Raw genomic sequence first — 15,007 nt, 5'->3', positions numbered from 1 at the left:
AGAATCAAGTTCTGGGTTTTGTTTTTCAAAGGGATGGGTTATTGGCCAAATTCTAAGCGGGCTTGTTCCACCATTTCTGGGGTCACAATTCCTTGTTCGGCTTCCCTGGCCAGTTGTTCAATACGTTGTCTAGCCTGAGTCCGAACAAAATAGGGAATATTTTTCAGTTTGACCTTGGCTTCGGGAAGCCACTGAAGTTCATCGAAATAATCAGTGTTAGCCATAAACTTAACCGTCACTTTGGAATCATAGTCTTATTTTACCTAGGGTTGAACAGCCTTAAAGCATTTTCAGAAATTGACGAATTACCCCAATGGTAACGGCGGGAAGTTCTAAATGGGGCGTTAATCCCACATTATCTATTTTTTGAAAAACCTTGACCGCCGTTGGATTTAAGTTAGCTAAACGTTCACCCGTTTCGGGACTGGTAAAAGATGATTTCTCACCCCAAATAATACCCGTAGGCGTGATCAATTGACTGATATATAAGGATAAATCAAAACACAAATCTCCCCCCACAAAAGACAAAGCTGCGTATTCGGCATTCGGTTGTTGAGCCGATTTTAAATAAGCCTCCACAATTTCGGAATAAATTCGATCAGGTTGGGCAAATTGCCGATTGTGTAAAAAACCGTAAATCCCAGCCTGATTAGCAATTCCGGTAAAATACAAAACTCGATCTAAGAAAGGTGTTTTCACTATTTGGCTGAATAAACTTTGTCCATAATCTTTGCCAAAATCAGATAATCCAGAGGGAGTTACTAAAATAAGTGATTTAAACAAATCAGGACGTTGAATTGCGACTCGAATGGTAAAAGCTGCGGTTAGGGAGGAGGCTATTACAATAGCGGGAGTTGAACAAGTTTGTTCTAAAAATTCGGTAATTGTGGTTAGATAATCCTCAATTTTATAACTTTTTGCTGGATGTTCTGAACGTCCCCAACCGATTAAATCGGGGGCTAAAATTTGGTATTCATTCGCAAATGCGGGATAAACTTTTGACCATTCATAAGCAGAAGATCCCCCACCGAATCCATGTAAAAATACTAATGGGGGTAATTCTTCATTAATATTCCAGGGGGCAGTCTCCGCCGTGTAATAGACCATTCTGCCTAGAGATGTGACAATTGAACGCTGACCAAATCCATTGGGTTCAAACATTATTAACCTCTTGAAAAATAATAAGTAATGGGGATCGCGGATTTAAGAGGATTTCACTGATTTCACTGATTTTAATTTGTGTTAATCTGCGTAATCTTCTTAAATCCGTGATCGGTAATGGGTAATAACAAGAGTTTACCTCCCCTGTCTCCCCTGCCTCTCCTTGCCAAATCTTCCCGATTCCCCCTCAGAACCTTTGTAGGATCTTGTTAATCCTAGACCAGTGTTTGCAAATTTTCTCCACTTGTTTATAATAGGGGGTAATACCCCTCATGGGTTAAGCACTTCTTTTTGGACACATCCTCCTAAAAGATAGCAGTTTGACACCAGAACGGTGGAATCAACCCTGTCGTATCAATAATTTGGCTTTGGGTAATTATGAAAAACCTTATGATAGACGAAGACTTTCCGGCGGTTGATGTAATTGAGCTCTTTGAGTTAGAAACTCCTATTTATTCTGAATCCAATTCTGCTGAAATTACTGTTTATCCTCAACGGGGAGAACTAAATTTAGATCAAGAATTTACAATTAAAACCTCCACTAAAATTCGGTTAGCATTAGAAGACTTAAATTGTTTTGAAGTAATTGAAAATCAGTTTAAACATTGGGGTATTACTTTTAAGAATGCGATCGCTCTCCAACCGTCTAATCCCGCTTTTGTGATTAAACCCACAACGACTGTCATCATGGGTGCGCCCAAAGGGGGAGATTTAGAAATCAACTTTAAATATCCCATTCATAAATTTTGTGGAATGATTACCAGTTCTAGTGCAACGGTTTTATCGGCTTATGATACCGAAGGCAAAAAAGTAGCAGAAACCGGAATGAGCGTTTCCCATCATATTAGTTCCGATGCCCTTAATTTCCCCCATGCTCAATTAAAACTCACGGGTTTAAATATTCAAAAAGTAACTTTTGAAACCTTTGATGGTCAATTAATTTTACATCATTTTCAAGCTCAATTCTAAACTTTAATTTCTAAGAATAATGCTGATGATTCTGTTCCAGAATTTGTAACCCTTCCAATAACGCTTCACGGACGAAGGGTTCATTTTCTTGATATAACATTAACTGAAAATACTCAATAACATGAGTCCGATCAATACCTTGAAAAGACTGGAGGGTGGGTAAAGGTTGCCAACGTTGGGCTTCTAATAATAACTGTCGATTTCCCAAACCTTGGGGAGAATCTTTAAAAGATTGAGTGATTTGACGGACAGCAATCAAGCGTTTCAGACTATTCTCCTGGGTTAAATCTTTTAACCATTGATTGAGTTCGGATTTACCCAAATCGGATTTTTGTTGATACCATTGCCCTAAAATCAAACCCAAAATTCCTAAAATTCCTAAATTTTGTCCAATTAAACTTAACGCAATTTCTGGACTCTCGGAACTTGTCCAAATTGATAAACAAATATAGAGAAATACCCCGGAACTCACCCCACTCCCCAGCGCCAATAAAAATTGACGTTGAGATTTTTCCAGGTGTCGATACCAGTCCCATTGGTTGAAGTTAACCGGAAGTTCCCGTAGACGATATACCCAACCGACGACCGCCATTGCCAAAGCCGTTGAAAACAAAAGTTTACTATTCCACCAGCCCCAAATTCCGCATAGAATCAGGAGGAATAACCAACTTCTCAAACGTTCCGACCGACGGTGGCGTAATCGTTTCCAAGGTTGAACCCAGTTCAGATTAAGCCCTAGCGGTAAAGCCAGGAACATCTGGGAAGAATTAACTCTCCTATCCCTGGAATATAATAGAGTTTGAACTTGATGCAGGAATTGCTGACCGTTGGTTGATAGGCTAATCCGAATTAGCTCAAGATGATCAAGGGTTTTACTGACTTTATCCATTCTGACGATCCCAAGTTAAGTCTTGCGTTTTGTGATCTCAAATTTGATCTAATATTAAAATGGCATTATGGCTAGTTTATGGCATTTTGTCACATTAGCTAATATTGATCCGAGATCAACTCGCATTTCAATCGGTTACGATTAAGTTTTCCAGCCAAAACTTAATTATCTTAACCCACTCAACTGCCTAACTCCAACTAGCAATTAACACCTATGTCTAATTTACAAAACCAGTTCACGGTTCACTTTTGGGGAGTCAGAGGGAGCATCGCTTGTCCGGGTTCGGAAACAGTTCGCTACGGGGGAAATACTCCCTGTGTTGAAATGCGGGTTGGTTCAGAACGGTTGATTTTTGATGGGGGTACGGGTTTACGAGTCCTCGGACAATCTTTACTTGCTCAAATGCCTGTAACTGGGCATTTATTTTTTAGTCATTATCATTGGGATCATATTCAGGGATTTCCATTTTTTGTTCCCGCTTTTATTAAAATTAATACTTTTTATATCTATGGTACAATCGCCCCCGATGGTTCAACGGTGCAGCATCGTTTGAATGATCAAATGCTCCATCCTAATTTTCCAGTTCCTTTACAAATTATGGGAGCAGACTTAAAGTTTGTTGATATTAATGTGGGTAAGTCGATTAAAATTAGCGATGATATTGTTGTTGAAACAGCTTTATTAAACCATCCGGGGGAAGCGGTCGGATATCGAGTTAATTGGCACAATTATTCCGCAGCTTATGTCAGTGATACGGAACATTTTCCCGACCGCTTAGATGAAAATGTGTTATTTTTAGCCAGAAATGCTGATGTTTTAATTTACGATGCTACCTACAGTGATGAACAATATCATTCTGAAAAAACCAGTAAAGTAGGTTGGGGACATTCTACTTGGCAAGAAGCAGTCAAGGTGGCAAAAGCAGCTAATGTTAAACGGTTAGTAATTTTCCACCATGACCCCCTGCATAATGATGATTCTATGGATAAAACTGGAGAACAAGTTGCCGAACAGTTTCCAAATAGTTTAATCGCCAGGGAAGGATTGTCGATTCAGTTAAGTTCACCTTTGAATTCAAGTCCTCCTGTCTCCTAGTTAGCCTAACTCTAGGGTTGATTTAACAGGATTTTCTGACAATGGCGATCGCAAATTTCAAAATTATGTCAAAATGTGAAGCGTGTGGATAACATCATCGCTCGATACCATATTAACGCCCACTGCCGTTGCTTTAGGGAACTTTGATGGCTTACATCGGGGCCACCAACAGGTGATTCAGCCGATTTTAAATGTAAAGCCGCAAATTGATTCCCGACAACCGACAGAGATGCTTTTAACTAACCCCGTCGCCCAGTTGACGCGGGATAGATTGTTATTGGATAGTAATTTAGGAGAATCGGAATTCGGTTATAGTACAGTTGTCACCTTTCATCCCCATCCTCAAGAATTTTTTACAGGTCAACCCAAAAAGTTACTAACTCCCCTAGATGAAAAAGCGGAATGGTTAAAAAGAATGGGAGTAAAACAGTTAGTTTTATTACCTTTTGATCAACAAATGGCGGCTTTATCCCCAGTAGAATTTGTGGAAAAGATTTTAATTCAAAAATTACAACCTAATTATATTAGTGTCGGAATTGATTTTCACTTTGGGAAAAAACGGGCTGGAACTGTTAAGGATTTAGAAAAAATTGCCGAGAATTACGGAATTAAGGTACAAACGGTTCCTTTATATTTATGTGAAAATGGCGAACGGATTAGTAGCTCAGAAATTCGCACCTCCTTAGAACAAGGTGCGATTAGTCGAGCCAATCAATTATTAGGAAGATCCTATCATGTAGTTGGCTCGGTGGTTCAGGGTCAACAGTTAGGACGAACTATCGGATTTCCCACAGCTAATTTACAATTACCCCCGGAAAAATTCTTACCTCGGTATGGGGTTTATGCAGTAAAAGTATCTGAAACTGGGATGAAATCACTCACAGAAACCGGAAATGATGCTAATTTTGACTTAGTGAATCATCCGGGGGTGATGAATATTGGCTGTCGTCCAACGGTCGCAGGTCAAAACATCACCGTGGAGGTTCATCTGTTAGATTGGTCGGGGGATTTATATGGTAAAACCTTAAATGTTAGCCTAGAACAATTCCTGCGCCCAGAACAGAAATTCACCTCTTTAGATGCCCTTAAAACTCAAATTAAGGCGGACTGTTTACAAGCTAAGGAGATACTATACCCCATGTAGAGACGAGCCACGGCGCGTCTCTCTCTCTCTCCACAAGCATTATAATTAACACAAGTGCATTTTATCTTATTCCCAATAAAAATATCCCATGAAACAACGAATTGAACATCTAAAACAGAATTTAAGCCGGACAATTGTAGGCAAAGAAGACGCCATTCGGCTGACATTAGTAGCTTTATTAGCCGGGGGTCATGCACTATTAGAAGATGTTCCGGGTGTTGGTAAGACCTTACTCGCAAAATCCCTAGCCCGTTCGATAGCAGGACAGTTTCATCGGATACAATGTACACCGGATTTATTACCTACAGATATCACCGGAACTAATATTTGGAATCCCCGAACTGGGGAATTTGAATTTTTACCAGGGCCGATTTTTACTAATATTTTATTAACCGATGAAATTAACCGGGCGACGCCTCGAACTCAGTCCGCATTATTAGAAGTAATGGAAGAAAGACAAGTCACCGTTGATGGAGTTTCGCGGTTAGTTCCTAAACCATTTTTTGTCATAGCAACTCAAAACCCCATTGAATATCAAGGAACATTTCCCTTACCTGAAGCCCAAATGGATAGATTCTTATTATCCCTAACTTTAGGATATCCCACGGAAGCGGAAGAATTGCAAATGTTACAAGGATTATCTCATGGAATAACGGTAGATGATTTAGAACCTTGTATATCTCAGGATGAGGTATTAGAAATTCAAAATTGGTGTCGTCAAATTAAGATTGAAACATCATTACAACAGTATATTCTAAATTTAGTTAGAGCCACAAGAGAATCAGATGAAATCACTTTAGGGGTGAGTCCTCGCGGTGCTATTTCTTTACATCGAGCCACCCAAGCCCTAGCATTTTTATCAGGTAGAGATTATGGCACACCGGATGATGTCAAATACCTAGCGCCCCATGTATTATCCCATCGTTTAATTCCGGCGGGAGGAAGGCGGGCAAAAACAATTATTGAACAATTATTAAGGACAATTGCCATACCCTAGTAGTGAGGCGTTCACGCCTCTTTAGGATGCGCTTAAGCGCAACAACATATCGCCTTATGATTATTGACATCAATCCAGAATTATAGCAACCCCCAGGCGCGTTTATGACATACAATTTCGGGAGCTTTATGCAGAAGTTTTCCGTATATCGTAACGACACAGGATTAGTAGGTATAATTAGGACTTATACTTTTGACTTAAAGCCTGCTCTAGTAGTCCCTAATGGAGATAAAATTGTGAGTCTTGTCTTGGAGTGCGAGTCCCCACCGCTTAGAAAAGATGCAACAGGAGCAATTCGGGTTGGTAACTCAAGGGTTCTGCTGGAACTGGTGATCCGAGGATTCCAGGATGGTGCTTCTCCAGAAACCATTGTGCAAAGATACTCAACGCTTTCTCTATCTGACGTTTACATCACAATTGGTTATTATCTTAGGCATCAGCAAGAAATAGAATCCTATCTGAACGAGCGCGAACAGCTAGCAGAATCCGTTCATCAACGATTTTCAGAAATTCAGCCTGATCTGAGCCTGATTCGATCCAGACAGGGCTACGCTACGCTATGCGTAGCTGCGTAAGTCCTGAATAATATTAATTAATTTTTAGGTAATTTATTGCGTCTACAGCGTAAATATTTCGCAGTTGATAATCCCATAACTAAAGTGATAGTTACACTCAATAAAAAGGCAAATATCCCCGGATGAGTGAATATTTTAGATGGGGATTGATTAGAATTAATCAAAGGTCTTTCAACATAACCAGAAAATGTTGATGCTGCTATTCCTCCCACACCTAAACTAACTCCCAATATGGCAATTGTTATTTCTAAGGAGCGATCAATTTCCGCTTGTTCAATTTCAACTAATCCGCGAATGGTGTTAATTAATTCTGAAAACAAATTTTGACCTGGTATTAAATAACCTAAATCAACCTTAATTTGTTCTATAAATTTGTCTTTTGTGCGGGTTTCAAATTTATTGAAAAAGGGTAAATTATCCTCTGGTATCAGAATATTATTCAGTTGATTTAGATAAGATTGATAATTTTTAAGATTCGTTTCTATTGTATTTAATTGCAGTTTCATCTGTTGAATATATTCGCCATATTCAAAGGAAGACTGAGGAATTTCAGTTAACTCCTGTTTTAAAAATTCCAGTTTTTCAGTTTGATTTTGGGGTAATTTCTTGATATTTTCTACTTTAGGTAATAATTGTTTATATAAATCCTTCGCTTGTTGATAACACCAACGAGATTGAGTATAACTATACATAATTTTATTTCGACAACACAACAGATTAATTAACCATTCATAATAGTTTCCCTGTGCTTCTAACATTTGGGTTCGCGGAGAACAATTAAACCAAATTAACAAATTAATCGAGCGAGAGGGGTTATATTCTCCCGTATCATACTCAAAAATCGGACTTCCAAAAAACTTCCCTGCTAAGGGAGTATTTTTTAACAACCGTTGTGCGTCTGAACTAGGAAATAACGCCTTAACACAAGCATTTGCAAAATCTTGATAGTGATCTGATTCTGATAGTAAAGGTTCCGCAAATAATATTAAGGTTTGTCCTAAATCCGATTGAATCTTATCAGGTAATAAACAATCATTAGGGTTTAAAAAATAGTTAAATTCAGACAGATTAACAACCGCTTCAGGACGACGAAAGGTAATATCAATGGCGTAGGTATCATGTATTTGTAGCGGATAAACTTCGCCTTTGAGTTGGGGTTTATTCAGTTCTGGAATAGCATAAAAATGTAAAAACCGCTCTGATAAAAGTTCTACATAGTCATTTGAGATATCATCTTCTCCTGGGGGAAAACCAATTTTTCCTTGATCTTGCTCAAGTCGATTAATTAATGTTTTTAAATGGGGAGAATTTAATGTTTCTCCTAATTCTTGGCATTTTTCCCAAAGGTGATTTGCTGTTTCTATAGGTTCATCCCCTAACGCTAAATTATTTCTAAGTTGAAAAGCAATTAGGGTTAGTTTGGGATTTTTAACGGTTCTTTCTATGGATTTATCTGCCATAAATTAGAGTTTAGCAGGAGGTTTTTTAACGGATTGTTGAATTGCATTTTTTAATGTTTCTTTGTTAATCTGTTGATTTGGTTTAGGAACATTACCAAAGTTAGTTCCGGGTATACGATCAACTGCTAATATAGAAGAATCATCCATAATTTCTAATTGAGCATCAACAATTTCATCATCTGTTTCATACCAACTTGCGATCGCAAGTGATAAGGTTTCAAGATCATCAGGTAAGGATTCAATTAACGCGATTAATTCTTGACGTTTTGAATCGCCAAATAATTGAGGCTGTTCCTGTAACAGTCGCATAAAGGCTTGGAGGTTTTGCTGGTAGAAAGACATGGGCTAATACTCTAATGCAATATAGAATTGATTATATCAAATTTAGGGTTAATTTTGTAAACTTACCCCAAGAAACCGGGTTTCTTCCACAGGACTTACGCAGTTACGCCATAAGTAGCGTACTAATGAGTTAGCGATCGCGCTCGTAACTCAAACGAGATCGCTTTAACAGGACAACCTCTTAAAGTCCCCCAATTTTGGGGGATTTAGGGGGCAAATATTGCTGCTTTAGAAATAGTCTCTAAAACTGCTGATCAATCCTTTATAACCTGATCATTCTAAACAGTATACATTTCAAGCCATCTAGCCCCCTAGCCCCCAACATTGGGGGGAAAATAAATAATTAGGACTTTTTAGGGCGATCGCCTACTTTTGACACGCTATATATAGCGTGCTTGCGTAAGTCCTGTTAAACCATTAAATTTTACCGATCGCACAAAATGCCGCCCAATAATAGGGAGAAGCAAAGGGTTTTTCATGATCCTTGATTTCCTTTAAGGACTGACGTAACTGCATTTTATTCCCCGGATCGATCCAAGCTAATAAATCGGTTTTAGTCGCATTCCTTAACCAGTTTTGAGTGTGATTTAAGGCGATCGCAACTTCCTCACCCGCCCGCAATAATTGATAAAATCGAATCATTAAAATTGCCGTAGAAATATCACTCACAGACCAAAGAGAACTGACAACATTAGTCGAACCCGCCACTAGAAACCCACTGGGTAAACCAATATATTCATCACTGTTAGATTGAAAATCAATTAACCCCGTTTCACAGGCGGAAAGGGTGACTAAACGACAGCTACGCAAATCCAATGTAAACACATCCCCCAAGGTTAAACATTCACTCAGATCGAGGGTTTGACCTTTTTCTAGGCGAAGATGGCGACTGGGATCAAGGGGCGAAGGTGCGGGTTCTAGGTAACAGTCTGCGAATAGTAATGCGGACAAAATAGGATTCTCAAAATTAAAATAACCGTGACAGGAAAAATGGTGACAATTAGCCGTTTTTAGGGTGGTTTGTTGTTCATTAAAGGTTGATTTTTTCGCCTTTTCATGGACTAGAATATGACTCGGATTAAAATAAGTGCGAATACTGTTAACTTCTAGGTCGGTATAGGCTAAATCTTTTGTCGGATTTTGAATTGCAAATAGTTGAGAAAAATCGGGACGCTGGCGGTTTTTTGCCGTTTGTAATAGTTGACAACTGGGAGCATAACTCACCCCACCGGAAAACAGATCCATTAAAATGACAGACTCCTGTAGGGGCGAGGCGCGCCTCGCCCCTACCCCTGACGAGGAAGTTAACTCTCCTAAACGATCTTGAGATATCGGTAACGCATGAAGGGGGAATAAATGCAGAAAACGGTTAGGAATAAGTACCAGACTATCGCATTTTTCCCCGACAGCTTTGAGGAGTTGGTCAAAATGTAAGATTTCCCCCAGACGTTGCAGACGGGAGTTGAGGGTGTTTTGCCATTGTTTTTTATCAGTTCGGTAGGCGGTGAGGTAGTCGTCAGCCCATGCTGTCAAGGCGTTATAGTCTTCGGGGGTGGACTGCCAGAGTTTGATCCCCCCTGCCCCCCTTAAAAAAGGGGGTTCTGAAGTTTCCAGTTCCCACCCTTGATCAGGGGGGGTTAGGGGGGGTGGAGTAACAATAAATACCACAAACCGATCGCTTAAAATATACCATTCCAAAATCGCGGTATTGTCCCCCGTCAACCCTTGAATATCGCTAAATGGCATGGGTTCAACCTTTTGGGTGAGGCGGAAATCACGGTCAATGGGGGTAATATCACGGGTAATGAGGTCGTCGAGTTCTTGCCGCAGTTGGTTGAGACGGGTACGGTCTGGGGGTGGGGTTTGCAGGGCTGCGATATTGGGGCTACGTTCTCCGGTTGTCCCGTCCCCAAAGCGGTTGCGGGTGCGTTCTTCGATTTCCAGGCGGCGTTGTTCGGTTTCGATATCTCGACGCAGACAGTCGAGTTCATCGAGGATGGTTTGGGGGATATCGCCTTTGGGGTAAAGGTCACGGGTTGCCAACAGTTCAACGAGGTTACGGGTTTTGCTGCGTTCAACATATTCTATGGCGGCAGTATAGTTTTTCAGTTCGATGCAAACTTCCACCATTAGTTGATAAAGAAATTGCCATTGTTCGGCTAATTTTTGTTTATCTGCATCTCCCCCTTTAACAATTCCTGCCCGTATTTCTTCAAGGGTTTCAATGGCATTATCAAAGGTTTCATAAGCTAACTGCCATTGTTGAGATGCTTGATAAGCCAGTCCTAAATTACATGATGTTCCTAGATAATTGTAAGGAAATGCTGCACGGGTATAAATTTCTAAAGCGGCTTGAGAGGATGCGATCGCCTGTTTTATATTCTCGGCTTTTTCCCCTTTGATTCTATCCCTATAGGCAGCAGCCAGATTATTTTGAGTCATTGCCCAATATTCAGGAAATGCTGCACGGGTATAAATTTTTAAAGCTGCTTGATAGGCTGTGATCGCCCCTTCTATATTCTCGGCTTTTTCCCCTTTGATTCGATCCCAATAGGCATTAGCCAGATTATTTTGAGTCTGTGCCCAATCTTCAGGAAATGCTACACGGGTTCTAATTTCTAAAGCTGCTTGATAGGCTGCGATCGCCCCTTCTATATTCTCGGCTTTTTCCCCTTTTATTTGATTACGATAGGCAATAGCCAGATTACTTTGAGTCATTGCCCATTGTTCAGGAAATGCTGCACGGGTATAAATTTCTAAAGCGGCTTGATAGACTGCGATCGCCTGTTCTATATTCTCAGCTTTTTCCCCTTTGATTCTATCATAATAGGCATTAGCCAGATTATTTTGAGTCATTGCCCAATCTTTAGGAAATGCTGCACGGGTGAAAATTTCTAAAGCCGATTGACAGGCTGCGATCGCCTGTTCAAGATTCTCGGCTTTTTCCCCTTTTATTCTATTGTTATAAGCAACAGCCAGATTATTTTGAGTGGTTGCCCAATCTTCAGGAAACGCTGTACGGGTTTTAATTTCTAAAGCCGCTTGATAGAATGCGATCGCCTGTTCTATATTATCGGCTTTTTCCCCTTTGATTCGATTAGAATAAGCAACAGCCAGATTATGTTGAGTCTGTGCCCAATCTTCAGGAAATGCTGCACGGGTTCTAATTTTTAAAGCTGCTTGATAGGCTGCGATCGCCTGTTCTATATTATCGGCTTTTTCCCCTTTGATTCGATTAGAATAAGCAACAGCCAGATTATGTTGAGTCTGTGCCCAATCTTCAGGAAATGCTGCACGGGTTCTAATTTTTAAAGCTGCTTGATAGGCTGCGATCACCTGTTCTATATTATCGGCTTTTTCCCCTTTGATTCTCTTACGATAGGCAATAGCCAGATTATGTTGAGTCTGTGCCCAATCTTCAGGAAATGCTGCACGGGTTCTAATTTTTAAAGCTGCTTGATAGGCTGCGATCGCCTGTTCTATATTATCGGCTTTTTCCCCTTTGATTCTATCCGAATAGGCAATAGCCAGATTATTTTGAGTGGTTGCCCATTGTTCAGGAAATGCTGCACGGGTGAAAATTTCTAATGCAGCTTGATAGAATGTGATCGCCTGTTCAAGATTCTCAGCTTTTTCCCCTTTGATTCGATTAGAATAGGTAAGAGCCATATTATATTGAGTCTGTGCCCAATCTTCAGGAAAAGCTTCACGGGTTCTAATTTCTAAAGCATCGTTGTAGGCTGCGATCGCCCTTTCAATATTATCCGCTTTTTCCCCTTTGATTCTATCAGAATAGGCAATAGCCAGATTATTTTGAGTCATTGCCCAATCTTTAGGAAATGCTTCACGGGTATAAATTTCTAAAGTTGCTTGGTAGGCTGCGATACTAATCTCTAAATTGTTCTTACGGTTTCCCCTGGGAAACTGTGCTATTAAATTAGCAAAATTGACAATAATTACTGCAATGTCGTAAGCAGTTTCTAGTGGAACTTCTTTAAATTGAGCCGTTACCCATTTTGTTAAAATATAGGCTAAATTTTCATCAATTTTATCGAGGTTTTGTTGGAATAGAGGATAAACAATTTGAGGATTACCATCACTTTCTAAAATTGCTTGCACAACTTCCATTAAAAAGTTATCATAATCTTTAGAAGAATTAGTGTTACCGAGAAAAGCTGATAATTGTTGGGCTAAATTGATTAATAATTCTGCTTCCTGTAATCTTCTGAATTGCAATAAATATTGAGATTCTTCTAATAAAACCTGTAAGAAATCTTGATCCAGTAATTCTTGATTGTCCTGTAAAATTTGCGATTCTTCGCCACTGGGACAGGCGAGAAGATTGTTAATTAAAGTTAGATAGGCGTTTAGGCGTTGTTCGTTCATGGTTAGGGGTGGGAAATAGAGGAGATAGAGATTATTTTAAAAACGATTAGGCCGTTGAGTCGGCGTGTCCTGGGAACTATTAGTCATAACCTTAACTTCCTGATGTTAGTCTAGTTTAATATTACCCTGGCGGATCGGGATGGCTGCTATTTTTACTGTTTTCTTTAAGGAAAATACCGATAGAAGTCCCTACGGTGTAGAACCCGCATGAGTTCTATCTGATCTCCATTAACCTCAAAACCAATCCGATAGTTGCCCATTCGGATACGATATCGGTTTGATGTTCCCACCAATGCTTTAACATTCGGTAACTCTTGAACAGATGTAGCTTCTGGTAAAGTTGTAAAGACTAAATCATAAATAGACGCATAAACCTCTTGTTTTTTGAGCTTCTTCAGGTCTCTTAAAAAGAGTTTTCTATATTCAACTTTCAATCGTCATCCTCCGCCAAAAAATCAATCGCTTGTTCACGACTAAGTAGAGGAGTTATTTTTGCTTCATCCATTGCTTTATTGAGGCAATAATCCTCAATATTTTCTTTTATTGTTTCGATTTCCTGCTTTAACCCCTCCCCAGACACCTCCTCCTCATCTTGACGAGTATGAGCTACCAACACATCATAGAAATCTTCCCACAACTCCCCCCACTCTGCTAAATCAATTAATACCGCCTGCTTTTCCCCCGCCTCATTCACAACAAATTGAATCCCTTTCATCGTTTTTTTCCTTAGCAATGAGAATAACTGCTATTTTAACTAAACAAAGCTGACTCAACTCGCAATGCTCCCGGTCTAACCTGCATAATTACTAAATTATAGAAGCGAATTAGCGATCGCTAACCCACTTAGGTTAAAAGTATTACTAACAACAATTATACCTAACTTGTTCAATTATACCTCAACAGGAGAATCAGAAACCGGGTTTCTTCCTTAAATCTGGGTGAGGATAAAAAGATTATTGTAGAAACCCGGTTTCTTGGGGTTCACTGACGCACCCCACAGGAATTTTAGATATTAAAACAAAGGTTTTATTCCCGCTAAATCCAAAATTTTAGGAATTAAATCTTCCCGTTTAACTGCCATAATATGGACTCCATGACAGAGTTCACGGGCTATTTTAACCTGTTCTGATGCGATTAAAATTCCTTCTTCTAAGGGGTGTTTAGCCTGTTCTAAACGATCAATAATTGTATCAGGAATACAAACACCAGGAACATATTTATTAATAAATCGAGCATTTTTAGCGGATTTTAATAAAAATATTCCGGCTAAAATCGGCTTTTTACTACCATCAGCAATTTCAGTCATAAATTTATCTAACCGATCAAAATCCGTAATTAATTGACTTTGAAAAAATTGCGCCCCCGCTTCTATTTTACGTTCAAATCGGCTTTTTAACCCTGACCAACTGGAAGATTGGGGGTCAACCGCCGCCCCCGGAAATAAATCCGTGGCGCCATCGGGTAAGGTTTTATTATTCCAATCTTTGCCTTGATTCAGTTTATCAATTGCTTGTAATAACCGCACAGATTCTAAGTCAAAAACCGCCTTAGCATCGGGATGATCTCCAGCTTTGACCGGATCACCGGTTAAGGCTAAAATATTTCTAATCCCTAGGGCTTGGGCTCCTAATAAATCCGCTTGTAAACCAATACGATTGCGATCGCGACAAGCCAATTGATAAATCGGTTCTACCCCATGATGCAATAAAATAATCGAAGCGGCCAGGGAACTCATTCCCAAAACAGCCCGACTCCCATCGGTAATATTAACCGCATGGACTCGACCTTTGAGAAGTCTGACCATTTCAATCATGTGGCTAGGGTCTGCGCCTTTGGGGGGGGCGACTTCCGCCGTGACAATAAATTCATCTAAAGTTTGACAAGCAGTACGAAAACGATTCATTCTTAAAGTTTAAGGTGGTTTTTCAAAGGTTAATGTTTAGAATTTGTAGCCGGGTTGAAAGTTCCTGAATCCGATAGTAAGATCAT

General features: G+C 39.7%; 14 protein-coding genes. 5 read left to right on the top strand and 9 right to left on the bottom strand.

The window, feature by feature from the left end:
- Positions 1 to 38: 38 nt before the first annotated feature.
- Both NMG86_RS12880 and NMG86_RS12875 read right to left on the bottom strand, forming a co-directional pair.
- Complete coding sequence (locus tag NMG86_RS12880) at positions 39 to 224, bottom strand: PCP reductase family protein (protein ID WP_026786619.1); 186 nt, start codon at positions 222 to 224, stop codon at positions 39 to 41.
- Between the two features lie 55 nt (positions 225 to 279).
- Entirely contained in the window at positions 280 to 1,161 is an 882-nt protein-coding gene (locus tag NMG86_RS12875; RefSeq protein WP_026797794.1) for an alpha/beta fold hydrolase, read from the bottom strand.
- 378 nt (positions 1,162 to 1,539) lie between these two features.
- Here NMG86_RS12875 and NMG86_RS12870 point away from each other — a divergent pair, with 378 nt between their 5' ends.
- Positions 1,540 to 2,130, top strand: coding sequence for a hypothetical protein (locus NMG86_RS12870; RefSeq protein ID WP_052347349.1), 591 nt, complete (start codon positions 1,540 to 1,542; stop codon positions 2,128 to 2,130).
- A 10-nt stretch (positions 2,131 to 2,140) separates the two neighbouring features.
- Here the strand turns inward: NMG86_RS12870 and NMG86_RS12865 are convergent, their stop codons facing one another.
- Positions 2,141 to 3,019 (bottom strand): hypothetical protein, encoded by an 879-nt coding sequence (locus NMG86_RS12865; protein ID WP_026794047.1) that lies wholly within the window; start codon positions 3,017 to 3,019, stop codon positions 2,141 to 2,143.
- 213 nt (positions 3,020 to 3,232) lie between these two features.
- Here NMG86_RS12865 and NMG86_RS12860 point away from each other — a divergent pair, with 213 nt between their 5' ends.
- The 4 genes from NMG86_RS12860 (at position 3,233) to NMG86_RS12845 (ending at position 6,830) form a co-directional block, all read left to right on the top strand.
- Positions 3,233 to 4,114: an MBL fold metallo-hydrolase gene (locus NMG86_RS12860; protein WP_026786622.1), complete on the top strand. Its 882-nt coding sequence runs from the start codon at positions 3,233 to 3,235 to the stop codon at positions 4,112 to 4,114.
- A gap of 82 nt (positions 4,115 to 4,196) precedes the next feature.
- Positions 4,197 to 5,258: a bifunctional riboflavin kinase/FAD synthetase gene (locus tag NMG86_RS12855; RefSeq protein WP_026797793.1), complete on the top strand. Its 1,062-nt coding sequence runs from the start codon at positions 4,197 to 4,199 to the stop codon at positions 5,256 to 5,258.
- 88 nt (positions 5,259 to 5,346) lie between these two features.
- Positions 5,347 to 6,255, top strand: a complete 909-nt coding sequence (locus NMG86_RS12850; protein WP_026797792.1) for an AAA family ATPase — start codon at positions 5,347 to 5,349, stop codon at positions 6,253 to 6,255.
- A 236-nt stretch (positions 6,256 to 6,491) separates the two neighbouring features.
- Positions 6,492 to 6,830 (top strand): DUF433 domain-containing protein, encoded by a 339-nt coding sequence (locus NMG86_RS12845; protein ID WP_026797791.1) that lies wholly within the window; start codon positions 6,492 to 6,494, stop codon positions 6,828 to 6,830.
- A gap of 17 nt (positions 6,831 to 6,847) precedes the next feature.
- Here the strand turns inward: NMG86_RS12845 and NMG86_RS12840 are convergent, their stop codons facing one another.
- The 6 genes from NMG86_RS12840 to NMG86_RS12815 all read right to left on the bottom strand — a co-directional run bounded on the left by NMG86_RS12840 (position 6,848) and on the right by NMG86_RS12815 (position 14,921).
- Positions 6,848 to 8,290 (bottom strand): hypothetical protein, encoded by a 1,443-nt coding sequence (locus tag NMG86_RS12840; protein WP_043938639.1) that lies wholly within the window; start codon positions 8,288 to 8,290, stop codon positions 6,848 to 6,850.
- Positions 8,291 to 8,293: 3 nt separating this feature from the next.
- Positions 8,294 to 8,632 (bottom strand): hypothetical protein, encoded by a 339-nt coding sequence (locus NMG86_RS12835; protein ID WP_026797790.1) that lies wholly within the window; start codon positions 8,630 to 8,632, stop codon positions 8,294 to 8,296.
- 417 nt (positions 8,633 to 9,049) lie between these two features.
- Positions 9,050 to 13,018 carry a CHAT domain-containing protein gene (locus NMG86_RS12830; protein WP_499103707.1) on the bottom strand — a complete coding sequence of 1,323 codons (3,969 nt, stop codon included), beginning with the start codon at positions 13,016 to 13,018 and terminating at the stop codon, positions 9,050 to 9,052.
- 164 nt (positions 13,019 to 13,182) lie between these two features.
- Complete coding sequence (locus NMG86_RS12825) at positions 13,183 to 13,452, bottom strand: type II toxin-antitoxin system RelE family toxin (protein WP_026797789.1); 270 nt, start codon at positions 13,450 to 13,452, stop codon at positions 13,183 to 13,185.
- Complete coding sequence (locus NMG86_RS12820) at positions 13,449 to 13,733, bottom strand: RelB antitoxin-like protein (protein WP_087882166.1); 285 nt, start codon at positions 13,731 to 13,733, stop codon at positions 13,449 to 13,451. The genes NMG86_RS12825 and NMG86_RS12820 overlap by 4 nt, the downstream gene beginning before the upstream one ends.
- 297 nt (positions 13,734 to 14,030) lie before the next feature.
- Complete coding sequence (locus NMG86_RS12815) at positions 14,031 to 14,921, bottom strand: methylenetetrahydrofolate reductase (RefSeq protein ID WP_026786631.1); 891 nt, start codon at positions 14,919 to 14,921, stop codon at positions 14,031 to 14,033.
- Positions 14,922 to 15,007 lie beyond the last annotated feature (86 nt).

Source organism: Planktothrix rubescens CCAP 1459/22, from assembly GCA_904830895.1.
GTDB classification, from domain to species: Bacteria; Cyanobacteriota; Cyanobacteriia; order Cyanobacteriales; family Microcoleaceae; genus Planktothrix; species Planktothrix agardhii.
The sequence above is the reverse complement of the archived record's forward strand: the minus strand, read 5'-3'. Positions and strand labels throughout refer to the sequence as shown.